Origin of the sequence: Pseudorhizobium banfieldiae (assembly GCF_000967425.1) — a bacterium.
Classification (GTDB): domain Bacteria; phylum Pseudomonadota; class Alphaproteobacteria; order Rhizobiales; family Rhizobiaceae; genus Neorhizobium; species Neorhizobium banfieldiae.
Genome location: NZ_FO082820.1, coordinates 1,172,968 through 1,195,828, shown reverse-complemented (window position 1 = coordinate 1,195,828; position 22,861 = coordinate 1,172,968). Strand labels below are relative to the sequence as shown.

Genomic DNA, 22,861 nt, shown 5'->3' with positions numbered 1-22,861 from the left:
TCTTACTCTGATGGAAACGCGGGCCTTCCTGGCCCGCGTCATGCCAGGCTGGCGCGGCTCAAGCGGCCGACGGGCCCGGGTCGTCAAAACCGTCCGACATCACTGGGACGGGGCGGCGCACGTCCTTCATGCCGCCGGACACCACGCGAAGCAACGGCTTGTGCTGCGTGGAGGCGGGCTCGCTCTTTGCAGCCATGCGCTCTCGCCGTGCCGCTTCGGGCTGGTATTCCACCTTCTCGAGTACGATCCGTTCCGCGCGTCCGTCGGTATTGTCCACAACCGCCTCCTGGCCCTCGGAAAGACCTAGCAGCGCCAGGCCTCTCGGCGTGGTGATCGGCAGGAACATGCCGACCGGCGCCTCGACCTGTCCGGTCGAGAGAACCCGAGTATCGGTCGCACCGCCATCGACTCGGAAGGTGACGCGGCTGTTGACGCTCGCCACCCCTTCCGGCAGGTCCTGGCGGAAAACAACGATCGCAGCACCGAGCTTGCGGCGGATATGCGGGACGAGCAGGTCCGTCCTGACCCGCGGGTTGTCGGAGATGGCTTCCAGTATGGTGAAATCCTTCGTGGTGAGGATGATGTTGTCCTTGGACATATCGCAGTTCTCCTTTGCTCCGGGGGGAGCGCGCACATTTGATCATGAACGGGAGATCCCCTGCCCGCGCGAAACGCGGTGCAGGGGCAACTATCCTGCGATGAGGCAGCCTCCGTAGAGCGAGAGGCGGCAAGGCGGCAGAACGCGGATCATGACGCCGGCCGCAGCTCCGCTGGGGCGGCAGAGGCGGCCTGGCTTTCCGCCGGCGCCTGCACAGTCTCTACGGTGAGGCGGTGGACGCGGCCGTCTCGCGCCGTCCAGTCGATCGACTGGCCCGCCGATAGCCCGATCAGGGCCGCACCGATAGGGGTGAGGATGGAAATCTTGCCGGCTGCGATATCCGCTTCGCCCGGAAAGACGAGCGTGACGGTGCGGTCCTCGCCAAGATCGCTGGTGAAGCGCAAGGTCGAGCCCATGCGCACGACATCTGCGCCGATCTTCCCGTCCTGCACGACGCGTGCGCGGTCCAGTTCGGCCAGAAGCTCTTCGGAGACGTCGGGATTGCGATCGGCATGCGCCTCGGCGAGACGCGACAGCCGCTCGTGATCCGACTGGGTGACATTGATGGCCGGCTTGCGGCGTGTGTTCTTGTTGGGAGCCATTGCTGGATCCTCGCTGACTTGTACGCAGGCGAGATTGCGCTGCGGTGACTGTTGATGTGGAAAATTGACTGTCGCCCCCAAGGGCAGGCTTCGCCGGATTTCGCGGAAAAGCCGCCTATGCGCCCCACGGCCGGGGCGCGACGCGACCGAGCCGGGGGTCAGGTGCCTGCGATGAGGCACACCCGCTTGAAACGGTTATCGAGGCGCTCGGTCAACATGGCTCGAACATGGGCCCTTCGGGCATGGAAGTCAAGCAAAGGCCGCCTTGCGCGGGCGGCCGCCGAGGATCGATCAGCTTCGGCGCAGGGCCGGATCGTCGAGTGCGGGATTGTAGAAAAGCGACAGCGTCAGGCTCCTGGCGATGCGCTCGGCGGTCGCCATGAACCAGGCCTTGGCTTCCTCGCTCGGGGCGATGTCATCGAGGGTGTCAGCAAACAACGACAGCCATTGCGGAAAGAGGTCCGGCGTCATGTTGGCGACGCCAAGATGGGCCTGGACCGGCTTGCCGCCATAGGCGCCGCTGCGGAAGGCGACGGAAGACCAGAAGGCCTTCATCTTCTCCATGTGCTGCGGCCAGCGGCCTGCAAGCCGCGCATCAAAGACCGGGCCAAGTTCGGGGTGGGCCAGCACGCGGCCGTAGAAGGTATTGACGAGCTTCGAGATGAACGCCTCGTCGACGCCGATCGCCTTCATCTCGGCGGCGGCACGCTCGCGGATGGCGGCGGAATGGGCCGCTCTGGCATTGAGATCGGGATGCATGATAACGGGTCCTGTCTGTTGCGCCCTAGATAAGGGATCGCAGCGGGTTTGCGAAGAGCGGGGGAGACTGTTGCGACGACGTGCCCCGGCCGGACTGCCTTTCGCCGATGGCGCCGGATGTCGGAATGCGTCCTCGCCGGCCGTCTTCCGGGAAACCACAGGAGGCAGGGATGAGCATCACCATCACGGCATTCGCAAGCTCACCTGATCGCGGCCGGGGCCATGCCCGCGACATGCGGGTACGCTGGGCGCTCGAAGAGGTAGGGTTACCATACGAAGTTCGCCTGCTGTCGTTTCAGGCGATGAAGGAGCCGGCGCATCTGGCGCTCCAGCCATTCGGGCAAATCCCGACCTATGAAGAGCACGGGCTTGCCCTGTTCGAAACCGGAGCGATCGTGCTGCATATCGCCGAGCAGCATCCGGGGCTCTTGCCGAAGGATTCGGAGGCCCGTGCACGGGCGATCAGCTGGATGTTTGCGGCGCTCAGCACCATGGAGCCGGTGATCGTCGAGCGCGAGATGGCGGGGTACCAGGAGGGCGACCGGAGCTGGTACCAGGAGCGCCTCGGCATGGTGGAAGATCGCATCCGCCGGCGCCTTGGCCAGCTTTCCGCCCGGCTCGGCGATGCGGAGTGGCTGGACGGCGCCTTCAGCGCGGCGGACCTGTTGATGGTGACCGTGTTGCGGCGGCTGGAGGGCGCGGGGCTTCTGGAGGAGTTTCCGAACCTTGCGGCCTATGTGACGCGCGGTCAGGCCCGTCCCGCCTACCGGCGGGCTTTCGAGGCGCAGCGGGCGGTGTTCCTCGCCAGCGCGAAGGACTGAGGATGAGGCCGGGCCGCGTCAGGCTTCCAACGCTTTTACCGGAAATTCCGCCAGCCGTGCGGCGTAGCGCGCCATGGTGTCGACTTCGAAGTTGACGAAGTCGCGGGGCTTGCGGTCGCCCCAGGTGGTGACGGCGAGCGTGTGGCGGATGAGGAGCACATCGAAATCGGCGCCGTCGACGGCGTTGACGGTGAGCGAGGTGCCGTCCAGCGCGACCGAACCCTTCGGGGCAACGAAGCGGGCGAACGCTTCCGGCGCGCGCAGGCGGATGCGGACGGCCTCGCCTTCCGGCTCGACCGAGAGGATCTCGGCCTTGCCGTCGACATGGCCGGAGACGATGTGGCCACCGAGTTCATCGCCGATCTTCAGCGCCCGCTCCAGGTTGACGCGCGTGCCCTCGCTCCAGCCAGCGATGGTGGTGAGCCTGAGCGCCTCCTCCCACGCCTCGACTTCGAACCAGCGGGCATTCTCCCCCTCGCCCGGCAGCGCCGTCACGGTGAGGCAGACGCCGGAATGGGCGATGGAGGCGCCGATCTCGATGGTCCTCGGGTCATAGGCGGTGGCAATCCTCAGCCGCACGCCCTCATCCATCGGCATGACGCTGGAAACCGTGCCGACATCGGTGACGATACCCGTGAACATCAGGAAAACCTTTCGTAGTCGAAGAGCCGATCGGGCCCGAACGCATATTCGCGCTGGAGGCGGAAGCCGTCCGGCATATCGGCACGCGTGAGCGGCGATGCAAGGCCACCCTCGCCCACCGTGGCTGCGCCTTCGAAGAGGAGGATGCGGTCCACGAGGCCGGCTGCGAGAAAGCCCCGGACGACGCCGGCGCCACCCTCGACCAGCAGCGAGGAAATGCCGCGGACAGCGAGCCCCGAGAGGAACGTGGAGAGCGTCTCGGTTTCGAGGAGCCCGACGCCGGCATCGGCGAGCGCGGCGCGGCGCGCGTTCAGCTCAGATGATGCCGAGGGACCAGCAATGGACGCCACGAGTACCGGCACGTTGCTGGCCGATCGCACGAGCTTCGAGATCGGCGGCAGTTCCATCCGGCGATCCAGTACAATGCGGAGCGGCGAGCGGGCTTCGAGACCTGGCGTTCGGCAGGTAAGTTGAGGATCGTCGGCGAGCGCCGTGCCGATGCCGACGAGGATGGCGTCCATCTCTGCGCGCAGCACATGCACCTGGGCGCGGGCGGCGGGACCGGTGATGGCGACTTGGCCCTCGCCTCTCCTGCCAATCATGCCGTCCGCGGAAACCGCAAGCTTCAGAGTCACTCGCGGCCGGCCCCTCGTCTGGCGCATGAGGTAGGCGGCGAGGGTTCTGCGCCCCTCCTCCTCGAGGACGCCGCTTTCCACCACAATGCTGGCATCGCGAAGGATGGCAAGGCCGCGGCCGGAAACGCGCGGATCGGGATCGGTCAGCGAGACGACGACGCGGGCGACGCCGGCGGCGGTGATGGCATCGGCACAGGGCGGGGTCTTGCCGTGGTGCGAGCAGGGCTCGAGCGTGACGTAGAGGGTCGCCCCCCTCGCCTTCTCGCTGGCTTCGGAGAGCGCCTGCGTTTCCGCATGGGGCCGGCCGCCAGGTGCGGTCACGGCGCGGCCGACGATGGCGCCATCCTTCACGACAAGTGCGGCAACAGAGGGATTGGTGGCGGTCAGCCCGGTGTGCCAGCGCGACAGCCGCATGGCAGCCGCCATGAATCGCCGGTCCTGTGGCGTCACGCTCACGGGATCAGGGCTCGAGCCCGGGATCGCGGGCGATCTTGGCGTTGATCTCCTCGATCACCTTCTCGAAGTCCTCCGCATGGGAGAAATCCCGGTAGACCGAGGCGTAGCGGACGAAGGCGACGTCATCGAGGCTCTTCAATGCCTCCAGCACCTGCAGGCCGATCTGTTCGGATGAGATCTCCGTCTCCCCCGAGCTTTCCAGCCGACGGACGATACCGGAGACGGCCCGCTCGATCCGATCGCCGTCGACCGGCCGCTTGCGCAGCGCGATCTGGAAGGAGCGCACCAGCTTGTCGCGGTCGAAGGGCACCTTGCGGCCGGTCTTCTTCAAGACCATCAGTTCGCGCAGTTGCACCCGCTCGAAGGTAGTGAAGCGTCCACCGCAATCGGGGCAGATGCGCCGCCGGCGGATGGAGGTGTTGTCCTCCGCCGGGCGCGAGTCCTTGACCTGAGTGTCCTCAGAACCGCAATAGGGGCAGCGCATTCCCGCTCCTTCAGCTTCACATATAAGGGTACATCGGGAAGCGGTCGGTCAGCGCCACGACCTTCTCGCGTACCGCCGCCTCGACCGCGGCATTTCCCTCGTCGGAATTGGCCGCCTTCAGTCCGTCGAGGACCTCGACGATCAGGTTGCCGATCTCGGTGAACTCGCCCTCCTTGAAGCCGCGCGTCGTCCCCGCCGGGGTGCCCAGACGGATGCCGGAGGTGATGAAGGGCTTTTCCGGATCGAATGGAATGCCGTTCTTGTTGCAGGTGATGTAGCCGCGCCCAAGTGCCGCCTCCGCGCGCTTGCCGGTGGCGTTCTTCTTGCGCAGGTCGACCAGCATCAGGTGGTTGTCGGTACCGCCGGAAACGATGTCGAGGCCGCCCTTGACGAGGGTCTCGGAGAGGACCTTGGCGTTCCTGACGATCTGCGCGGCGTAATCCTTGAACTCCGGCTTCAGTGCTTCGCCGAAAGCAACCGCCTTGGCGGCGATCACGTGCATCAGCGGGCCGCCCTGGAGTCCGGGGAAGACGGCGGAGTTGAACTTCTTCGCCAGATCCTCGTCGTTCGTCAGGATCATGCCGCCACGCGGGCCGCGCAGAGACTTATGGGTCGTCGTGGTGGCGACATGGCAATGCGGGAACGGCGACGGATGCACGCCGCCCGCGACCAGGCCGGCAATATGGGCCATGTCGACCATGAGGTATGCGCCGACAGAATCGGCGATCTCGCGGAAACGCTTCCAGTCCCAGACGCGCGAATAGGCGGTGCCGCCGGCGATGATCAGCTTCGGCTTGTGCTCCTCGGCCTTGCGGGCGACTTCATCCATGTCGAGTTGGTGGTCGTCCTCGCGCACGCCGTAGGAGACGACGTTGAACCATTTGCCGGACATGTTCACCGGCGAGCCATGCGTCAGGTGACCGCCCGAGTTGAGGTCGAGCCCCATGAATGTGTCGCCGGGCTGCAGGAGCGCCAGGAACACCGCCTGGTTCATCTGCGAACCGGAATTCGGCTGGACGTTGGCGAAGTTGACGCCGAAGAGCTTCTTGGCGCGCTCGATCGCCAGTTCCTCGGCGATGTCCACGAACTGGCAGCCGCCATAATAGCGTTTGCCCGGATAGCCCTCGGCATACTTGTTGGTCATGATCGAGCCCTGGGCTTCGAGCACGGCACGGGAGACGATGTTCTCGGAGGCGATCAGCTCGATCTCGTGGCGCTGGCGACCAAGCTCCTTCTCGATCGCGCCAAAGATCTCCGGATCGGATTCGGCAAGCGGGCGGGAGAAGAAGGCGTCGGTATTCGACATTGGCAGGGCTCCTCAAGGGGTCGGGATGCTTGTGCCCCCGCGTCTTAACGGGTGGCCCGGAATTCGGCAATACGGCGCACGTGATTTGAAGTGTTACGCCCCTGTACCCCAAGACGCGAAAAGCCGCGGCATCCCGCCGCGGCTTCGAATGTCTCGGGATGCGCAGCTTACTGCGGCAGGAAGTCTTCTTCGCTGATCGGCCCAGCGGATTGCTCGACGCCGGTCGTCGTCTGCAGCGCAAGCTCGGTCGCACCGTCCATCTGATAGATGTCGTCGCGGAACTGGACAATGCCGTCGGCGGCAGACCAGGCGCTGATATAGACGATGTAGATCGGCACTTCCTCGCTCAGCTTGATCGGGGTGCTGACACGGCTGGCGATAACCCGCTCCATGTTCTGCCGGTCCCAGCCCGGGGTTTCCCTGAGCAGCCATGTCGTCAGGTCACGGACGTTCTGCGCACGAATGCAGCCTGAGGATTCGAACCGCATCAGTTTGTTGAACAGGCCCTGCTGCGGCGTGTCGTGCATGTATTCGTTGTTCGGATTGTGGAAATTGATCTTGGTCGAGGCCATGGCGTTGATCTTGCCGGGATCCTGACGGAACATCAGGTTTGGCGCCTTCTCCGCATGCCAATCCACAGTCTCCGGCGCCACCTCGTTGCCGTTGCCGTCGAAGAGGCGGATGTTGTTGCGCGTCAGGTAGGTCGGATCCTTGCGCATCAGCGGCACGATGTCCTTCTCGACGATCGAGCGCGGTGCCGTCCAGTACGGATTGAGGATGACTTCGTAGATCTTCGAGTTGATGGCATGGGTCGGGCGGTCGATCTTGCCGACGACAGCGGTATTGCGGAGCGCGACGCGACCATTCTCCACCGCTTCGATGTAGGCGGCGGGGATGTTGACCATGACATAGCGACGACCGAGGTCCGCAGAGGACATGGACTGCAAGCGCACGAGGTTGGTTTCGAGCTGGTGCAGGCGTGTCGCGGCGGGGACATTCATTGCCTTGACGGTGAACTCGCCCATGACCCCGTCGGCCGGAAGGCCATGGCGGGCCTGGAAGCGCTTCACCGCACCGTCGACATAGGAATCGAATGCTGCCGACATGCCGGCGGATTGCGGCAAGTCGCCCGAGATCATCAAGCGCTGACGAACCTGCTGCACGGATGGATCGACCACGCCGAGACGCAGAGTCTGCGCCGGATTGATCTCCGGCCAGCCACCGTTGGAAACGATCATCTGGTAGTTCATGATCGCCTGCTGGATGTTCACCGGCGCATGGGAACCGAGAACCGGATTGTGCGTGGCGACGGCAGCCACCGTGCGCGAGCTGCCCTTGGCGTCGAACTGGTCGTCCCAGGTACCGCGGCGTGGCGCCGCGATCAGGTTATCGATCGCCGTCTGGGCGAGCGCCGGCGCGGCGAGCGCCGCTGCGCCGAACGTTGCAGCCGAGCGCAGGAGCATCCGGCGAGAAACCTGTTCCGATCCGATCTTCTTCGACATCATCCTACCCATCTCATCCCGCGGCTGCCGTTCAGACCTAGCGGTACATGGTTAACAAAGGCGCAAATTGCGCAGCCGGCGACGACACCAAAGGGTGATTCCAGTCCCAGCGACCCGATAGCGCGGATCACACGGCAATATGGCCAATTCGTGTCTCGGCGAAGCCACCGGACGATGACAGGGATGACAAGGTCGTGACGGACGATGGGGGCAGAGCGCTGTGGTTTTCCGGCAACGCAAAAACCGGCCGCGCAGGGACGCGTCCGGTTTTGATGGCGACTGGAGGAGTGTCGCGGATCAGAGGCGGTAGGCGATGGTATCGTTCCAGAAGCGGTCGAGGCGCTGCAGGAGCTTGTTCATCTGGGCGAACTCGCCCTCACCGATGCCGCCGACCTTCTCGATCGAGCCGATATGGCGCTCGTAGAGCTTGGCGACGGTCTCGGCGATCTCCTGGCCGTCCTCGGTTAGGCTGATGCGGACCGACCGGCGGTCGATGCGGGAGCGCTGGTGGTTGATGAAGCCGAGGTCGACCAGCTTCTTGACGTTGTAGGAGACGTTCGAGCCGAGGTAGTAGCCCCGCGAGCGAAGCTCACCGGCCGAGAGTTCCGAATTGCCGATGTTGAAAAGCAGCAGCGCCTGGACTGCGTTGATGTCGTCACGGCCCTGGCGGTCGAACTCGTCCTTGATGACGTCGAGAAGGCGGCGGTGGAGACGCTCGACCAGGTGAAGGGATTCCAGGTAGAGCGAGCGGATTGCATCTTCGCGGGTTTCGGCAGCGACGGCTGCCTGCGGCTTCAGCTTCGTGTTCATGTTGTCTGCCTCACTGTTTTGCTTGGCGGTGTTTGTTGTCTTCCCGCCTTGTGAGTGAGACTATCGAATGCCCATAAAATTCGACTTAAAACACATACTTAACAAGCGCTTACCCGGCACTCGTCGATTGCGGCCGAGACAAGGCAGCATCCGTCGCGACGCAAATCGCTCCATAAAAATCAAAAGGTTAGGTACGAAATTCATTAAAATCGGAAGCTTGAAAGCTTTCGAACGAGGGTTAACGGGGGGTTACCTGCTCCGCCCTGCGCCGGTCTTCCAGCCAGAAAGCGATGCGGAAAAGCAGGTAGAGAAGCGCTACCACCGCGTGGAAAAGCAGGACGAAGACGTTCGCGCCGAAGATATCCGCCCACAGATTGTACATCAGAAACTGGATGATCGCCGCGAGCGCGTAGAGGACCGGCCCCCAGGAGACGGCAAGCCAGAGGCCCAGGGAGGCGACCGGAAACAGCACTGCGAGGCTTGGCGCGGCCACCTGCCACGGGAGGGACAGCAGGTCGAATCGTCCGCGACCGTCGAGCGTGTATCCCACCAGCATCGCCCAATACTGCAGGCCGAACCAGAAGCAGGTCATGGCGACGATACGGAGAAACAGGATGAACAGGATCTGCGTCAGCGTCCGCTTCGGCACTGTGGGTGAATCAGGTTCCATGGCGCCACATTACCCGGCGCGCGTTGCGGCCGCCAGCCGCAAGAAGCCAGACGCAAGCGGGGCGCGTCGATCTGGCCATTCGCAATCATCCTCCGGGATGGTAAGTGGCATGACATCACGAAAAGACAGCGAGGCATCTCCATGACCGACAAGACGCATCTGGTGGACGAGATCACCGGCCACCGTCGCATGCGGCGAAACCGCAAGGCGGACTGGACGCGACGCATGGTGCAGGAGAACCGGCTGACCGTCGATGATCTGATCTGGCCGATCTTCCTCGTGCCGGGGACCGGCATCATTGATCCCATCGCCGCCATGCCGGGCGTCAACCGGATGAGCGTCGACAAGGCGGTGGAGGCGGTGAAGGAGGCGGCCGACCTCGGCATCCCCGCAATCGCGACCTTCCCAGACATCGAGATGGAATTGCGCGACGAAACCGGCTCGCAGAGCCTTGCGGCGGACAACCTCGTCAATCGGGCAACGGCGGCGATCAAGAAGGCGGTTCCGAACATCGGCATCATCACCGACGTGGCGCTCGACCCGTTCACGAGCCACGGCCATGACGGCATCCTGCGCGACGGTGTCATCGTCAACGACGAGACGGTCGACCAGATCGTGCGTGCGGCGGTGATGCAGGCCGATGCGGGCGCCGACATCATCGCGCCGTCGGACATGATGGACGGCCGGATCGGCGCCATCCGCCGGGGGCTCGATGCCGCCGGCCACCAGGACGTCGGCATCATGTCCTATGCCACGAAGTTCGCCTCGGGCTTCTACGGTCCCTATCGCGAGGCCATCAATACCGGCGGCCTGCTGAAGGGCGACAAGAACAGCTACTACATCAGCCCGGCAAACGGCACCGAGGCGTTGCGCGATGCTGCACTCGACGTCGAGGAAGGCGCCGATATGCTGATGGTGAAGCCGGGTCTCGCCTATCTCGACATCTGCTGGCGCATCAAGGAAGCGTTTGGACTGCCTACCTTCGCCTACCAGGTCTCGGGGGAATACACGCAGATCAAGGCGGCGGCGATGAACGGCTGGATCGACGGCAACCGGATCATGATGGAGACCCTGCTCTGCTTCAAGCGCGCCGGCTGCGACGGCATCCTGAGCTATTTCTCGCTGGAGGTGGCGCGGAAGCTTGCAAAGGGGTGACGGAGGAGCTGCGCTTGCACCGGCGGCGGAGACCTCCCATATGCTTTATCACCTAACCGGAGACAAAGCCGATGAGCCTCGACCCCACCCCGACCTACACCGCGCCCGACGACTGGCGCGCCTATAGCGGCGTGCTGTCACGGCGGGCCTTCGCCTTCGTGATCGACTACGCGATCGTGCTGCTGCTGTGCATTCCGGCCGCGGTGATCGTCTTCTTCCTCGGCATCATCACGCTCGGCCTTGGCTTCTTTCTCTATCCGGCGCTCTTTGTCATCGTCGCGCTTCTCTATTTTGGCATGACGCTCGGCGGGCCCAACCAGGCAACGCCCGGCATGCGGGCCATGGGTGTAGCCATGATGCGGCTCGACGGCCGTCGGATGGATTTCCTGACCGCCATGGTCCACACGGTGCTGTTCTGGATCATCAATTCGGTGCTGACGCCGCTCATCTTGCTTGCTGGCCTTTTCACCGAGCGGTCGCGGCTCGTGCATGACATGCTGCTGGGCACCGTCATCGTCCGCACCGACTGACCGGGTCCATCAACACCTTATCATCCGGCGCCGGGAGCAACCACTTCAGGCGCTGTTGACGTTTTCCCAATCTGCGCCATGGTATGGCTGTTACGGCATCATCTGGAAGCCAGGACGGAACCAATCGCGCCGCGATGAATACTCAGACCACGCCCTCCCCGCAGTTCTACCTGACAGCCCCGGCGACCTGTCCCTACCTTCCGGGGCAGATGGAGCGCAAGGTGTTCACCCACCTGGTCGGGCCGCGGGCGGCGGAGATGAACGACCTCCTGACCCAGGGCGGCTTCCGCCGATCGCAGAATATCGCCTATCGCCCCGCCTGCGAGACCTGCCGGGCCTGCATTTCGGTTCGCATCCTCGCTGACGAGTTCCAGGCGGGGCGAACGATGCGGCGCGTGCTTGCCGCGAATGCCGACGTGGTCTCGACGCTCCTGCCTGCACAACCTTCGACCGAGCAGTTCTCGCTCTTTCGGCGATACCTCGACGACCGCCACCAGAGGGGCGGCATGTCGGACATGTCGGCACTCGACTACGCAATCATGGTCGAGGACACCCATGTCAACACGCGCATCATCGAGTACCGCAAGCGTGAGCCGGGAACGGGTATCGGCGAGCGGAAGGGCGAACTGCTGGCAGTCGCGCTCACCGACACGATGAGCGACGGCCTGTCCATGGTCTATTCCTTCTTCAACACACGTCTTGCCAGGCGCTCGCTCGGCACCTTCATGATCCTCGATCACATCAGCCGCACGCAGGCGCTCGGCCTGCCGCATGTCTATCTCGGCTACTGGGTGAAGGGATCGAGCAAGATGGGCTACAAGACGCGCTTCCAGCCGCAGGAACACCTGACGCCGCGCGGCTGGGAACGCTTCGACCCCGCCACCGACATCTGAAGATCCATCCATGAATGATCACCAGAAGGGCCTTGCCCTGACCACCCTCGGCGGGCTCGCGCTCTCCTTTGACGTCCCGCTCGTCAAGCTCGGAGAGGGCGAGGTGTGGTCGGTCATCGCACTGCGCAGCGTGATGACGTTTGCAGCCGGCATGACGATCTGGCTCCTGCTGCGCTTCTTCTCGAAGAAGCGCCCGGTGCTCATGCCCGGCAAGGCGGGCCTGGTTGCCGGCCTGTGCTACGGGATTTCGACGATGACCTTCCTTGGCGCCGTCTTCAACACCGCCACGGCGAATGTCGTCTTCATCGTCGCGTTCACGCCTATGTTCGCCGCCCTGTTCGGCTGGCTGGCCCTGAAGGAGGTGCCGTCATTCTCCACGATCGTGACCATGAGCGTCATGGTTGCGGGTGTGGCTCTGATCGTCGCGGGTGGGCTGGAGGCTGGCGGGTTGTTCGGTGACGGGCTTGCGCTTTCGACGTCGGCCCTGCTTGCCGGGGCCATCACGATCGGCCGCAAGAGCGGACGCGACATGGGCTTCGTACCGCTTGTGGCAACCATCCTGCCGGCGTTGATCGGACTGACTTTCGTGGCGCAGCAGGGCGTCGCCGTGGCCGCGCCAGTCTGGGTGATCTTCGACGGCGCCGTGATGATACCCCTCGCCTTCTGGTGCCTCGCGACCGGCCCGCGTTATCTCAGCGGCCCGGAGGTCGGAATGTTCTACCTGCTGGAGACGATCCTCGCACCGGTCTGGGTGTGGATCGTATTCTCAGAAGTACCGGCAGCGCAGGCGCTTATCGGAGGTGCCATCCTGGTGCTGGCGCTGGTAGCGCATTCGGCGTGGCAGATGCGGCGAAGACAGCATCCGCAGCTTGCGCCCGTCCCGGCCTCGACCTCAGTCTAGGTGAGGATCACCCCGCGAACTTGCCGCTGCGCGGGAAGCCCTTTGGCACCAGCCGGCCGGCAGAGGCGCGGTCGCCCAGCCATTCCACCAGTTCGTCCTTCGTCTTCGTGAAGACGCGGCCGGCGGAATCCTCCCAGGTAAGGCCCTGGTCGATGGCAAAGCACTTCACGTCCGAAATGCCGCCGTCCTTGTAGCGCTGCAGGCGCACGCCCTTGCCGCGGGTCATCTCCGGCAGCTGGACGAGCGGGAACACGAGCATTTTGCGGTTCTCGCCGACAACCGCGACGTGATCGCCGGTCACCGGCACGACGAGCTTTGCCTCGTCCGGCATACCAACGTTCATGATCTGCTTGCCCTTGCGGGTATTGGCGACCATTTCGCTTTCTGCCACCACGAAGCCGTTGCCGGCAGTCGAGGCAAGGATCAGCTTGCGCGACGGGTCGTGGACGAAGGCAGCCAGGATGTCCTGGTCGTTCTCCATGTCCACCATGATGCGGACCGGCTCGCCATGGCCGCGGCCGCCCGGCAGCTTTTCGGCTCCGAGCGTATAGGCCTTGCCGCCGGTGGTAACGAGCAGCAGCTTGTCCGTCGTCTGCGCAGGAAAGGCAAGCTTCAGGGCGTCGCCTTCCTTGAATGTTAGCGACGAGGTGTCGCCGATATGGCCCTTCAGCGCGCGGATCCAGCCCTTCTGCGAGAGGACGACCGTCACCGGCTCCTTCTCGATCATCGCCTGCTGGATGGCGTCAACGTCCGCTTCCGGAGCCTCGGCGAACTGGGTGCGGCGGCGGCCGAGCTCGGTGGCCTTGGCGAACTTCTTCTTGACGTCCTGGATCTCGACTTCCACCACCCGCCACAGCTTGTCATCGGAGGCGAGCAGCGCCTCGATGTCGGCCTTCTCCTGGGTGAGTTCGTCGAACTCCTTGCGGATCTCGAACTCCTCCAGCTTGCGTAGGTTGCGCAGGCGCATGTTGAGGATCGCTTCGGCCTGTATGTCCGTGAGATCCCATTTGGCGATCATCACCGGCTTCGGCTCGTCTTCCTCGCGGATAATGCGGATCACCTCGTCGAGGTTGAGATAGGCGACCAGCAGACCGCCGAGGATCTCGAGACGGCGATCGATGGCTGCCAGCCGGAATTTCGAGCGCCGGATGAGGACGGTCTTGCGGTGGTCCAGCCATTCCAGCAGGATTTCGTTCAACGCCATGACCTTGGGCACCTTGCCCATGGACAGGACGTTCATGTTGAGCGGGAAGCGGTTTTCCAGATCCGTCAGTCGGAAGAGCGATTCCATCAGCAGCGTGGCGTCCACCGTGCGGCTCTTCGGCACGAGCACGATGCGGACATCTTCGGCGGATTCGTCCCGAACATCTTCAAGCAGTGGCAGCTTGCGGGCGATGAGGAGCTCGGCGATCTTCTCGATCAGCCGCGACTTCTGCACCTGATAAGGAATTTCGGTGACGACGATCTGGTAGCCGCCGCGACCGAGGTCCTCCGTCTCCCACTTCGCCCGTACGCGAAAGCCGCCGCGACCGGTCTTGTAGGATTCTATGATGGACTCGCGGCTGTCGATGATGATGCCGCCGGTCGGCATGTCCGGGCCGGGAATGAAGTCGACGAGCTTCTCGACGGTCGCATCAGGATGCTTGATCAGGTGGAGTGCAGCGTCACAGAGTTCATGGGCGTTGTGGGGCGGGATGGACGTCGCCATGCCGACCGCGATGCCGGAAGCGCCGTTGGCAAGCAGGTTCGGGAAGGCCGCCGGCAGGACGACAGGTTCCTCGTCCTCCTCGTTATAGGTCGGGCGAAAATCGACGGCATCCTGATCGATCCCCTCGAGGAGGAGAGCCGCCACCTCGGTCATGCGCGCCTCGGTGTACCGGTAGGCGGCCGCACTGTCGCCGTCGATATTGCCGAAGTTGCCCTGCCCGTCGACGACGGGGTAGCGCTGAGAGAAATCCTGCGCCAGGCGCACCAGTGCGTCATAGACGGACTGGTCGCCATGCGGATGGAACTTACCGATGACGTCGCCGACGATGCGGGCGCATTTCTTGAAGGCCGAATTGGGACGGATGCCCATTTCGCTCATTGCATGGATGATGCGGCGATGCACCGGCTTCAGGCCGTCACGGACGTCCGGAAGCGCGCGATGCATGATCGTTGACAGGGCATAGGCGAGATAGCGCTCTTCGAGTGCCGCCTTCAGGTCGACCGGAAGGATATGGTCGCCGCCCTCGCCGTCTGACGGCGGTGTAAGATTTTGTCCCATGGGCCTTGACTAGCGGAAAGCCCGATTCCCGGCAAGAAATACAGGACATGCGCCTGTGGATGACGGCACGGACACGGCCCTTCCACCACTGTCGGCGGGGAACAAAAACCATGGACGTTTCTTCGCTGCCTCGTATAACAGGCAAAACGGAACGCTACGGGCACATGCCTACGGGAGGATTGACGATGTCTTATGCAGGCACCATGCGGGCTCTGGCAGCCGGCGGCGCTTTGATGATGATGGCAGGGCCTGCATTCTCGCTTGACGGAGCAGACCTGGTGGCGAAGCTGAATGCGGCCATGGGCATGCCCGGCGCTCCGCTCGCTGCCCAGACGATCGACGTGCGCGGGTCCACGGTGACCCTGCGCGGCGCCACCTATAAGCCGGTCGAGGCCGACCCCGCCATCACGCTTGGTGACATCACCCTCGAGGGCGTCGAGGAAGACAATGGCGGCTACTTTATCGAGACCGTTGCCTTTCCCGATGTGACCGCGACGGAAGACAAGACCACCGTCACGATCTCAGACATATCGATGAGCGGCGTGACCGTGCCCGCCACGGCCACGGGCGATAGCCTGGACTCCGTCCTCCTCTATGAGGAAGCCTCCACCGGACCGATGAAGGTCACTGTCGACGGAAAGACCGTGTTCTCGGTCACCTCGTCCAGCTCCGCCACCGATGTTGCCGAAGACCAGTCCGCGGTCGGATTTGCGATAGAGGTCGACGGCATTGAAGCCGATCTGTCGACGGTCGAGGATGCCAAGTCCCGTGAAGCTCTCCAGTCGCTCGGGATGACGAAGCTTTCGGGGACCATGAGTCTGTCGGGAAGCTGGCAGGCAGAAGAAGGTGTGGTCGATCTCGAAGAATATGTCTTCGATTTCGCCAATGTCGGCAAGCTCTCGATGGCCCTCAGCTTCTCCGGCTATACCATGGACTTCGTGCGTGCTGCGCAGCAGGCGTCACAGGCCATGGAAGCGAACGCCGGCAAGGAGGCCCAGGATGCCGCGAGCCTTGCGATGCTCGGCCTGATGCAGCGACTGACCTTCAACAGTGCCGAGATCAGCTTCCAGGATGCCGGCATCACCAGCCGGGCGCTCGACTATGCCGGCAAGGAACAGGGCGTCTCGGGTGAGAACATGGCCCAGATGCTGAAGGCGATGACGCCGATGATGCTCGCCCAGTACAATGTGCCGAAGCTGCAGAACATGGTGACGGAAGCCGTCAACACCTATCTCGACAATCCCGGCAACCTGACGATCTCGGCCGAGCCCGAAAACCCGGTCCCCTTCCCGATGATCATGGGCGCTGCCATGGGAGCGCCGAACACGCTTCCGGACGTGCTGGGCGTGACGGTGGAGGCAAACCGGAGACAGTAGTGGCAGAACAGGCCGCCATCAGGGATACGGCGGCGTGGGAGGCCAACTGAGCGGATGGAGGTTACGCCGATGCCCCGGTTTCTTGCCGTCTACACGATGAAGCCCGAGGACCTCGCGTCGTTTCGCAACATGCCGAAGGCCGAGCAGGATGCGATCGATGCCGTGGGCGTCGCGCAATGGAAAGCCTGGGAAGAACGCAATGCCGCGCTCATCCTCGATCGTGGCGGAATGGTTGGCAAGACGACACGCGTGACGAAGGACGGCGTGGCGGCGGCCCAGAATCCACTCTGCGGTTATCTCGTCGTCGAGGCGGAAACCGCCGAAGCGGCCGCGCAGCTATTCCGCGACCATCCGCATCTGACCGTATTCCCGGGTGACGGCGTCGACATCATGCCTTTCGTGACGTGAGCGACAGGCGGCAACTGTTCTGGATCGCGTTGGGGCACTGGAGTTGACCGAACGGGATCTCGCGGCGACACTTGGGCCATCTCTCTGGGAGGAAACAAGAATGGATGAACCTGGCCGCTGGCGGCAGATGCGCTCCGCACCGAAGGACGGCAGTCGCATTCTTGTGACCATACGCCCGTCCGAACAGGGCCCCGGCGCCGTCGATCTTGTCTACTGGGCCAGGGGAGACCAGCATGGCGGCGAGGCCTGGCGCTCCTCCGATTCCGCGCCGGGCAGAATCATCGAATACGCCGAGCCGGAGCTGAAGTGCTGGATGCCGATGCCCGCAGCCAATGTAGAGGCACTCACCCTGCCTCCAGCCTGGGAAGGCAAGGACGAGGCGGAACTGGATGGCTCCGGCATATAGGACCCGGCGAGAGACTCAGTAGTCACCGCGACCCGCGCGACATGTTGTGCCGGCAGTGGACGCCCTTCCCTCCCCCGCCGCTCCCTCAGTGTCCGGCCACCGTCTGCGGCGCGTGATCCTTGTCGTGCAGCCCGAACCGGTCCACCATGTTGGCGCTCGCCTCATTGAGGCCGCGCAGTTCCACCTCGACCCCGTGGCGGCGGAACTTCAGCACCACGTCATCCACGGCACCGACGGCGGTGATGTCCCACAGATGCGCCTCGGTCACATCGATCGTCACCCGCTTGAGGGGTTCGGAAAAGTCGAACGCCTTGATGAAGCTCTCGGTGGAGGCGAAGAAGATCTCGCCGTCGACGTGATAGGTGCGTTGCGTGCCGTCGGCACTCGCTTTCGAGCGGACATGAAAGAGCCGTGAGACCTTGCCGGCAAAGAATACGCCGGAGAGTAGCACGCCGACCAGCACGCCCTTCGCCAGATCATGGGTTGCCACGACGGTGATGACCGTTGCCAGCATGACGATCGACGACGGCAGTGGGTTACGGCGCAGGTCGATGACGGAGCGCCACGAGAAGGTGCCGATGGAGACCATGATCATCACCGCCACCAGGGCGGCCATGGGGATGATGCGGACGATCTCATCGAGGACGAGGATCAGGAAGAGAAGGAAGGCGCCGGCAACGAAGGTCGACAGGCGCCCGCGCCCGCCGGAGCTGACATTGATGACGGACTGGCCGATCATCGCACAGCCGCCCATGCCGCCGATCAGACCGGAGGCGATGTTGCTCACCCCCTGCCCTACGCATTCCTGGCTCTTGTTACTGTTGGTGTCCGTCATGTCGTCGACGATCTTTGCCGTCAGGAGTGACTCCAACAATCCGACAGCCGCGAGAGCAAGCGAATATGGTAGGATGATCTCCAGGGTTTCCCAGGTGAGCGGCACCTGTGGCAGCGCGAAGATCGGCAGGCTGTCCGGCAATTCTCCAAGATCACCCACCGTGCGTATGTCCATGCCCCAGTAGTAGGCGACGGCGGTCAGCGCGGCGATGGCCACGAGCGGAGACGGGATAGCGCGCGTCACCAGGGGGAAGAGATAGATGATGGCGAGGCCGGCTGCGATCATCACATAGGTCTCAACCGGCACGCCGATCAGTTCCGGCAGTTGCGCCATGAAGATCAGGATCGCGAGCGCGTTGACGAAGCCGGTCATCACCGACTTGGAGACGAAGCGCATGACGCGGCCGAGCCGGGCGGCACCGGCGAGGATCTGCAGGAGACCCATCAGCAGGGTTGCGGCGAAGAGATATTGCAGCCCGTGGTCGCGGACGAGCGTCACCATCAAGACCGCCGTTGCCGCGGTGGCGGCGGAGATCATGCCGGGGCGCCCGCCCGTAAAGGCGGAGACGCAGGCAATGGCGAAGGAAGCAAACAGGCCTACCTTGGGATCGACGCCGGCAATGACCGAGAAGCCGATGGCTTCAGGGATGAGGGCAAGAGCAACGACGATGCCGGAGAGGATGTCGCCGCGGATGTTGGAAAACCATTCGCGTTTGTAGTGTGCAAGACCGTTCATCTGAAAATTTTCGCAAAATGAGCATCGGCCGGAAGCGGGTGTTTTCGGCGGGAAGAAGAGATGATGCTTTGCGTTGTCCGGCGGATCGGCGGCCGGAAGAGCCACCCGGGAATTTCACCCGAGTCCTTGTGATGGAGGGTCTATAGCGACTTGGTTGCTGCGGTGCAACTTGATGATCGTCAGGCGACGAAGGAAAGCCCGGATCGGTGATCCGGGCTTCCGAAGCTATCAATCCAGAACCTGGATGACGGTGCGGGTCTGCGGGTTCACCAGCACCCGGCGCTCGTTGACCACGGTGTAGGCATAATCGTTGTAGCCATCGACGGTGCGGACTTCGACGGCTTCCGGCAGCGGAGCACCAACGACGATCTCGCCCTCGTAGGCGACCGACGGGACGCGCTGTTCCATTACATAGGTGCGGACTTCGCCCGGGACGACGACGGTGGAGCCGGTGACGACCGGAGCCTGCTCCTGGACGACGATGGTGCTCTGCGCCACGGCAGCGCCCGAAACCATGACGAGGGCCGCGGTCGCGGCAATGAGCTGAATGCGCATGTTCTTTCTCCTGTGCTTCTGCTGGCCAGAGAACACGGGAGGGTCGGGTTGGTTCCGTCTTTCCGCCTCCCCGTTCATCACCAAGGGTAAACGGGTGAAACAGAAAACGGCGACCAGAGGCCGCCGTTCAGGGAGACGCTAGCTGTAGGAGCGGCTCAGTCCTTCTTGGAGGGAACGACGCGCAGCGCCAGCTCCCGCAGCTGCGTCGAAGTGGCCGGCGACGGCGCGTTCATCAGGAGATCCTGCGCCTGCTGGTTCATCGGGAAGAGCGTAATCTCGCGCAGGTTCTTGGCACCCGTCAGCAGCATGACAATGCGGTCGACCCCGGCCGCCATGCCGCCATGCGGCGGTGCACCGTACTGGAAGGCGCGGTAGAGGCCGCCGAAGCGCTCCTCGACGTCGGCCTGGCTCAGGCCCACCTTCTCGAAGGCCTTGACCATGAGTTCCGGCGACTGGTTACGGATCGAGCCGGAGGCGATCTCGAAGCCGTTGCAGACCATGTCGTACTGGTAGGCCTTGATGGTCAGCGGATCCTGGTTTTCCAGCGCATCCATGCCGCCCTGCGGCATGGAGAACGGGTTGTGGGCGAAGTCCACCTTCTTCTCGTCCTCGTTCCATTCGTAGAACGGGAAATCGACGATCCAGCAAAGCTCAAAGCGATCCTTGTCGATAAGGTTCAGCTCGTCGGCCGCGCGGTTGCGCGCCTCGCCCGCGAACTTGTAGAACTTCTCCGGCTCGCCGGCGACGAAGAAGCAGGCATCGCCCTCGTCGAGGCCGAGCTGGGTCCGGATCGCCTCGGTGCGTTCCTCGCCGATGTTCTTGGCGAGCGGGCCAGCGCCCTCGAGAACTGCACCTTCCTGACGCCAGAAGATATAGCCTAGGCCGGGCTGGCCCTGGCTCTGGGCCCAAGCGTTCATGCGATCGCAGAATGCGCGGCTTCCACCGGTCCTGGCTGGGATGGCCCAGACCTCGACCTTGGAATTGGACGCGATCATGTTGGCGAAGACTTTGAAGCCGGAGCCGGCGAAGTGTTCGGTAACCGCCTGCATGATGATCGGATTGCGCAGGTCCGGCTTGTCCGAACCGTATTTGCGGATCGCCTCGTCATAGGGGATGCGCGGGAATTCCTTGGTGACGGGCTTTCCTTCGGCGAACTCCTCGAAGATGCCGCGGATGACCGGCTCCATCGTCGTCCAGACATCTTCCTGCGTGACGAAGCTCATTTCCAGGTCGAGCTGATAGAACTCGCCCGGCAGGCGGTCGGCGCGCGGGTCCTCGTCGCGGAAGCAGGGGGCGATCTGGAAGTAGCGGTCGAAGCCGGCGACCATCAGCAGCTGCTTGTACTGCTGCGGCGCCTGCGGCAGCGCGAAGAACTTGCCCTCGTGGATCCGGCTCGGGACGAGGAAGTCGCGGGCACCTTCCGGCGAGGACGCGGTCAGGATCGGCGTCGAGTATTCGGTGAAGCCGACATTCGCCATCTCGCGGCGCATGGCAGCGATCACCTGGGTGCGCTTGACGATGTTCCTGTGCAGCGTTTCGCGGCGGAGATCCAGGAAGCGGTACTTGAGACGCACGTCTTCCGGATAGTCCGGCTCGCCGAAGACCGGCAGCGGCAGTTCCTTGGCGGCAGAGAGGACTTCAATCTCCTGGGCATAGAGCTCGATCTCGCCGGTCGGCATGTTCTTGTTGATGGTATCGTCGGTGCGGGCCTTCACCATGCCATCCACACGGATCACCCATTCGCCACGAACGGTCTCGGCAATCTTGAACGCCGGCGAATCGGGATCCGCGACTACCTGAGTCATGCCGTAATGGTCACGCAGGTCGATGAAGAGGACACCGCCATGGTCGCGGACACGATGGACCCAACCGGAGATGCGGACGGTGGAGCCGACATCGGACTTCCTGAGGGCGGCACAGGTGTGACTGCGGTAACGGTGCATCTTTAGGTATCCCGGACTGGTGCAATGCTGCATCAAGCGGCGTGCGAAGCACTGCCGGACAGCTGGCAAGAAAATCGGCGCGAAAAGCGCATGGTCAGCCCGGTTTGTCAAGGCGCAAGAGGTCTTCGCCGAGGCCAGACGCCGGCGCAAACAGTAAGACCCGCCACCGGGTCGCGGTGGCGGGTCTTACTGCGGAGGCGTTATGCGTCCTTATCCGGTGACACTATAGATAGGGCGACCTGCACTGGGCACGTACGCCGACCCGAGGCACGTAGGTATTGTCGGAAGCGCGATAGGTGCGGTAGCGGTTGGCGCACCACTGGACATGCCTGCTGGGCAGCGCCTGCGCAGGCCGACCCTGGCTGATCGCGCCGCCGATTATCGCGCCGGCTCCGAAGGCAGCGAGCGGGTACCACCAGCCATCATTGTGGCGACGGTAGCCGCGACGATATTCCCTGAATCCGCGATGTCCGCGGTAATAGCCGCGCCGATCGTCCCGATCCCGATAGTAGCGACGATCGCGATCCCGATGATTCCGGACCTGCTCCACGTCGGAGATCTGCGGAGCCTTCACCGTCGGCATGACGACCGCGCCGGCGGGGAAGACGGAGGTAACGAACATCAGGGCACTGACTGCCCCGGCCGCAAGCGATTTTCCGATAAACATCAGACATATCCTTTCATCTAGCTTCGGGTGGAGAACCGATGCCGTCCAATTCGGTTCCCGCACAGGAATGTTACCGGGCCTGGCGAATCGTGGTTCTTCCGGCGGTAGCTACCGCACCCAGCCTGCGCGCCATCGCTGCCCAAGGCGCGCTGTACTCGTCGGCAGTTTGATTGCCCCGCTGATCCCGGATTGCTGGGTTAACCACGCTTGTTCAGCTGCGGTTAATTTGACTCATCTACTTTAGACGCTGTTAACCGTTGAGGATCAGCCGATGCCACTTCAGGGTCCAGCATTCATCCTTGCTCTTGCGGCCTTTCTCGTCGGCGCTCCATTGCTCGCCAAGCACGCCGACACCAATCGTGGTCCCAGCTACCATGTTGTCGCGGCGACTTTCTGAACGCTTCAAACCCTCCTTGGGTTTGGCTCTCGCGGTAGTCGCCGGGTTTGCCGGCCTGATGATGCCTTCCCTGTCCTCTGCGCAGGTGATCCGTGGCGAAGAGCACTGCGTCGTGGAGGTGCGGACCGACGACGTCCTGAACGTTCGGCGTGCGGCGGCTTCGTCCGCACCAATCGTCAACCGGCTCCGGCACGACGAGTGCGGCGTCATCGTTATTGGCGAATGCCAGGGCAACTGGTGCCCCGTGGAAGCGAGGCACGACACCGGCTGGCTTGACAAACGCTATATCTCGACGGTGTCCCCCTCGCTCTACTGCGTGACCGGCGTCGCCCCGGGCGACCGCTTGAATCTCAGGGCTTGGCCCTCGCCGCAGTCGAAGGTGCTGGTACGCCTGTCCCCCAACCAATGCGACATCGCATTCCTGCCCTATGCGAGGAATGGTTGGCAGAAGATAAGGGTCGCGGGCTGGGAGGGATGGGTCACCCGTCGCTACCTCAGCGGCCAGTAGC

Annotated in this window: 25 protein-coding genes and 1 other annotated feature; of the genes, 9 read left to right on the top strand and 16 right to left on the bottom strand. The window is 63.6% G+C overall.

Annotation, left to right across the window (positions count from 1 at the left end):
* Nucleotides 1-58: 58 nt before the first annotated feature.
* From NT26_RS05755 to NT26_RS05745, 3 genes are all read right to left on the bottom strand, one after another.
* Nucleotides 59-598 (bottom strand): GreA/GreB family elongation factor, encoded by a 540-nt coding sequence (locus NT26_RS05755; protein ID WP_052637848.1) that lies wholly within the window; start codon nt 596-598, stop codon nt 59-61.
* 149 nt (nt 599-747) lie between these two features.
* On the bottom strand, nt 748-1,200 hold the full coding sequence (gene rnk, locus NT26_RS05750) for a nucleoside diphosphate kinase regulator (protein ID WP_052637847.1): 453 nt from the start codon (nt 1,198-1,200) through the stop codon (nt 748-750).
* 291 nt (nt 1,201-1,491) lie between these two features.
* A complete protein-coding gene (locus NT26_RS05745) occupies nt 1,492-1,959 on the bottom strand; it encodes a group III truncated hemoglobin (protein ID WP_052637846.1) in 468 nt (155 codons plus the stop codon).
* Nucleotides 1,960-2,129: 170 nt separating this feature from the next.
* Between NT26_RS05745 and NT26_RS05740 the strand changes: the two genes are divergently transcribed.
* Nucleotides 2,130-2,780 (top strand): glutathione S-transferase family protein, encoded by a 651-nt coding sequence (locus tag NT26_RS05740; RefSeq protein WP_052637845.1) that lies wholly within the window; start codon nt 2,130-2,132, stop codon nt 2,778-2,780.
* Between the two features lie 18 nt (nt 2,781-2,798).
* Here NT26_RS05740 and NT26_RS05735 read toward each other — a convergent pair whose 3' ends face one another.
* The 7 genes from NT26_RS05735 to NT26_RS05705 form a co-directional block, all read right to left on the bottom strand.
* Entirely contained in the window at nt 2,799-3,422 is a 624-nt protein-coding gene (locus tag NT26_RS05735) for a riboflavin synthase (protein WP_052637844.1), read from the bottom strand.
* Nucleotides 3,422-4,513, bottom strand: a complete 1,092-nt coding sequence (gene ribD, locus NT26_RS05730) for a bifunctional diaminohydroxyphosphoribosylaminopyrimidine deaminase/5-amino-6-(5-phosphoribosylamino)uracil reductase RibD (RefSeq protein ID WP_052637843.1) — start codon at nt 4,511-4,513, stop codon at nt 3,422-3,424. The genes NT26_RS05735 and ribD overlap by 1 nt, the downstream gene beginning before the upstream one ends.
* A gap of 4 nt (nt 4,514-4,517) precedes the next feature.
* Entirely contained in the window at nt 4,518-4,997 is a 480-nt protein-coding gene (nrdR, locus tag NT26_RS05725; protein ID WP_052637842.1) for a transcriptional regulator NrdR, read from the bottom strand.
* A 16-nt stretch (nt 4,998-5,013) separates the two neighbouring features.
* Entirely contained in the window at nt 5,014-6,303 is a 1,290-nt protein-coding gene (gene glyA, locus NT26_RS05720) for a serine hydroxymethyltransferase (protein WP_052637841.1), read from the bottom strand.
* Between the two features lie 167 nt (nt 6,304-6,470).
* A complete protein-coding gene (locus NT26_RS05715) occupies nt 6,471-7,805 on the bottom strand; it encodes a L,D-transpeptidase family protein (protein ID WP_052641907.1) in 1,335 nt (444 codons plus the stop codon).
* Nucleotides 7,806-8,102: 297 nt separating this feature from the next.
* Nucleotides 8,103-8,615 carry a transcriptional regulator LdtR gene (ldtR, locus tag NT26_RS05710; protein WP_052637840.1) on the bottom strand — a complete coding sequence of 171 codons (513 nt, stop codon included), beginning with the start codon at nt 8,613-8,615 and terminating at the stop codon, nt 8,103-8,105.
* Nucleotides 8,616-8,853: 238 nt separating this feature from the next.
* Nucleotides 8,854-9,285, bottom strand: a complete 432-nt coding sequence (locus tag NT26_RS05705) for a DUF6163 family protein (protein WP_052637839.1) — start codon at nt 9,283-9,285, stop codon at nt 8,854-8,856.
* A 141-nt stretch (nt 9,286-9,426) separates the two neighbouring features.
* Here NT26_RS05705 and hemB point away from each other — a divergent pair, with 141 nt between their 5' ends.
* From hemB to NT26_RS05685, 4 genes are all read left to right on the top strand, one after another.
* Nucleotides 9,427-10,440 carry a porphobilinogen synthase gene (gene hemB / locus NT26_RS05700; RefSeq protein WP_052637838.1) on the top strand — a complete coding sequence of 338 codons (1,014 nt, stop codon included), beginning with the start codon at nt 9,427-9,429 and terminating at the stop codon, nt 10,438-10,440.
* 71 nt (nt 10,441-10,511) lie between these two features.
* A complete protein-coding gene (locus tag NT26_RS05695; protein WP_052637837.1) occupies nt 10,512-10,970 on the top strand; it encodes an RDD family protein in 459 nt (152 codons plus the stop codon).
* Nucleotides 10,971-11,104: 134 nt separating this feature from the next.
* Entirely contained in the window at nt 11,105-11,863 is a 759-nt protein-coding gene (locus NT26_RS05690; RefSeq protein ID WP_052637836.1) for an arginyltransferase, read from the top strand.
* Nucleotides 11,864-11,873: 10 nt separating this feature from the next.
* Entirely contained in the window at nt 11,874-12,764 is an 891-nt protein-coding gene (locus NT26_RS05685; protein ID WP_052637835.1) for a DMT family transporter, read from the top strand.
* 7 nt (nt 12,765-12,771) lie between these two features.
* On the opposite strand, the gene parC is transcribed toward NT26_RS05685, so the two are convergent.
* Nucleotides 12,772-15,030 (bottom strand): DNA topoisomerase IV subunit A, encoded by a 2,259-nt coding sequence (gene parC, locus NT26_RS05680; RefSeq protein WP_052637834.1) that lies wholly within the window; start codon nt 15,028-15,030, stop codon nt 12,772-12,774.
* A 185-nt stretch (nt 15,031-15,215) separates the two neighbouring features.
* On the opposite strand from parC, the gene NT26_RS05675 reads away from it, so the two are divergent.
* The 3 genes from NT26_RS05675 to NT26_RS05665 all read left to right on the top strand — a co-directional run bounded on the left by NT26_RS05675 (nt 15,216) and on the right by NT26_RS05665 (nt 17,220).
* Nucleotides 15,216-16,406 (top strand): hypothetical protein, encoded by a 1,191-nt coding sequence (locus tag NT26_RS05675; protein WP_052637833.1) that lies wholly within the window; start codon nt 15,216-15,218, stop codon nt 16,404-16,406.
* Between the two features lie 69 nt (nt 16,407-16,475).
* Nucleotides 16,476-16,814 (top strand): hypothetical protein, encoded by a 339-nt coding sequence (locus NT26_RS05670; protein WP_052641905.1) that lies wholly within the window; start codon nt 16,476-16,478, stop codon nt 16,812-16,814.
* Between the two features lie 100 nt (nt 16,815-16,914).
* The gene (locus NT26_RS05665; protein ID WP_052637832.1) at nt 16,915-17,220 is read left to right on the top strand and encodes a hypothetical protein; all 306 of its coding nucleotides are present in this window, start codon (nt 16,915-16,917) and stop codon (nt 17,218-17,220) included.
* A gap of 85 nt (nt 17,221-17,305) precedes the next feature.
* On the opposite strand, the gene NT26_RS05660 is transcribed toward NT26_RS05665, so the two are convergent.
* The 5 genes from NT26_RS05660 to NT26_RS22935 all read right to left on the bottom strand — a co-directional run bounded on the left by NT26_RS05660 (nt 17,306) and on the right by NT26_RS22935 (nt 22,361).
* Nucleotides 17,306-18,790, bottom strand: a complete 1,485-nt coding sequence (locus NT26_RS05660) for a SulP family inorganic anion transporter (RefSeq protein ID WP_052637831.1) — start codon at nt 18,788-18,790, stop codon at nt 17,306-17,308.
* 71 nt (nt 18,791-18,861) lie between these two features.
* Nucleotides 18,862-18,919: a sequence feature (sul1 is cis-regulatory element that is thought to sense ions involved in sulfur or methionine metabolism; They are found in Alphaproteobacteria), on the bottom strand.
* Nucleotides 18,920-19,018: 99 nt separating this feature from the next.
* Entirely contained in the window at nt 19,019-19,345 is a 327-nt protein-coding gene (locus NT26_RS05655; protein WP_052637830.1) for a DUF1236 domain-containing protein, read from the bottom strand.
* A gap of 155 nt (nt 19,346-19,500) precedes the next feature.
* Complete coding sequence (gene aspS, locus NT26_RS05650) at nt 19,501-21,288, bottom strand: aspartate--tRNA ligase (RefSeq protein ID WP_052637829.1); 1,788 nt, start codon at nt 21,286-21,288, stop codon at nt 19,501-19,503.
* A 223-nt stretch (nt 21,289-21,511) separates the two neighbouring features.
* Nucleotides 21,512-21,955, bottom strand: coding sequence for a BA14K family protein (locus NT26_RS05645; protein WP_052637828.1), 444 nt, complete (start codon nt 21,953-21,955; stop codon nt 21,512-21,514).
* 250 nt (nt 21,956-22,205) lie between these two features.
* Entirely contained in the window at nt 22,206-22,361 is a 156-nt protein-coding gene (locus NT26_RS22935) for a hypothetical protein (protein ID WP_162197780.1), read from the bottom strand.
* 49 nt (nt 22,362-22,410) lie between these two features.
* Between NT26_RS22935 and NT26_RS05640 the strand changes: the two genes are divergently transcribed.
* Nucleotides 22,411-22,860 carry an SH3 domain-containing protein gene (locus tag NT26_RS05640; protein WP_162197779.1) on the top strand — a complete coding sequence of 150 codons (450 nt, stop codon included), beginning with the start codon at nt 22,411-22,413 and terminating at the stop codon, nt 22,858-22,860.
* Nucleotide 22,861: the final 1 nt, after the last annotated feature.

What these genes read in the sequence shown, in the direction of transcription:
- NT26_RS05755 (WP_052637848.1), bottom strand. Translation starts at nt 598, where the DNA reads ATGTCCAAGGACAACATCATCCTCACCACGAAGGATTTCACCATACTG.
- rnk (WP_052637847.1), bottom strand. Translation starts at nt 1,200, where the DNA reads ATGGCTCCCAACAAGAACACACGCCGCAAGCCGGCCATCAATGTCACC.
- NT26_RS05745 (WP_052637846.1), bottom strand. Translation starts at nt 1,959, where the DNA reads ATGCATCCCGATCTCAATGCCAGAGCGGCCCATTCCGCCGCCATCCGC.
- NT26_RS05740 (WP_052637845.1), top strand. Translation starts at nt 2,130, where the DNA reads ATGAGCATCACCATCACGGCATTCGCAAGCTCACCTGATCGCGGCCGG.
- NT26_RS05735 (WP_052637844.1), bottom strand. Translation starts at nt 3,422, where the DNA reads ATGTTCACGGGTATCGTCACCGATGTCGGCACGGTTTCCAGCGTCATG.
- nrdR (WP_052637842.1), bottom strand. Translation starts at nt 4,997, where the DNA reads ATGCGCTGCCCCTATTGCGGTTCTGAGGACACTCAGGTCAAGGACTCG.
- glyA (WP_052637841.1), bottom strand. Translation starts at nt 6,303, where the DNA reads ATGTCGAATACCGACGCCTTCTTCTCCCGCCCGCTTGCCGAATCCGAT.
- NT26_RS05715 (WP_052641907.1), bottom strand. Translation starts at nt 7,805, where the DNA reads ATGTCGAAGAAGATCGGATCGGAACAGGTTTCTCGCCGGATGCTCCTG.
- ldtR (WP_052637840.1), bottom strand. Translation starts at nt 8,615, where the DNA reads ATGAACACGAAGCTGAAGCCGCAGGCAGCCGTCGCTGCCGAAACCCGC.
- NT26_RS05705 (WP_052637839.1), bottom strand. Translation starts at nt 9,285, where the DNA reads ATGGAACCTGATTCACCCACAGTGCCGAAGCGGACGCTGACGCAGATC.
- hemB (WP_052637838.1), top strand. Translation starts at nt 9,427, where the DNA reads ATGACCGACAAGACGCATCTGGTGGACGAGATCACCGGCCACCGTCGC.
- NT26_RS05695 (WP_052637837.1), top strand. Translation starts at nt 10,512, where the DNA reads ATGAGCCTCGACCCCACCCCGACCTACACCGCGCCCGACGACTGGCGC.
- NT26_RS05690 (WP_052637836.1), top strand. Translation starts at nt 11,105, where the DNA reads ATGAATACTCAGACCACGCCCTCCCCGCAGTTCTACCTGACAGCCCCG.
- NT26_RS05685 (WP_052637835.1), top strand. Translation starts at nt 11,874, where the DNA reads ATGAATGATCACCAGAAGGGCCTTGCCCTGACCACCCTCGGCGGGCTC.
- parC (WP_052637834.1), bottom strand. Translation starts at nt 15,030, where the DNA reads ATGGGACAAAATCTTACACCGCCGTCAGACGGCGAGGGCGGCGACCAT.
- NT26_RS05675 (WP_052637833.1), top strand. Translation starts at nt 15,216, where the DNA reads ATGTCTTATGCAGGCACCATGCGGGCTCTGGCAGCCGGCGGCGCTTTG.
- NT26_RS05670 (WP_052641905.1), top strand. Translation starts at nt 16,476, where the DNA reads ATGCCCCGGTTTCTTGCCGTCTACACGATGAAGCCCGAGGACCTCGCG.
- NT26_RS05665 (WP_052637832.1), top strand. Translation starts at nt 16,915, where the DNA reads ATGGATGAACCTGGCCGCTGGCGGCAGATGCGCTCCGCACCGAAGGAC.
- NT26_RS05660 (WP_052637831.1), bottom strand. Translation starts at nt 18,790, where the DNA reads ATGAACGGTCTTGCACACTACAAACGCGAATGGTTTTCCAACATCCGC.
- NT26_RS05655 (WP_052637830.1), bottom strand. Translation starts at nt 19,345, where the DNA reads ATGCGCATTCAGCTCATTGCCGCGACCGCGGCCCTCGTCATGGTTTCG.
- aspS (WP_052637829.1), bottom strand. Translation starts at nt 21,288, where the DNA reads ATGCACCGTTACCGCAGTCACACCTGTGCCGCCCTCAGGAAGTCCGAT.
- NT26_RS05645 (WP_052637828.1), bottom strand. Translation starts at nt 21,955, where the DNA reads ATGTTTATCGGAAAATCGCTTGCGGCCGGGGCAGTCAGTGCCCTGATG.
- NT26_RS05640 (WP_162197779.1), top strand. Translation starts at nt 22,411, where the DNA reads ATGATGCCTTCCCTGTCCTCTGCGCAGGTGATCCGTGGCGAAGAGCAC.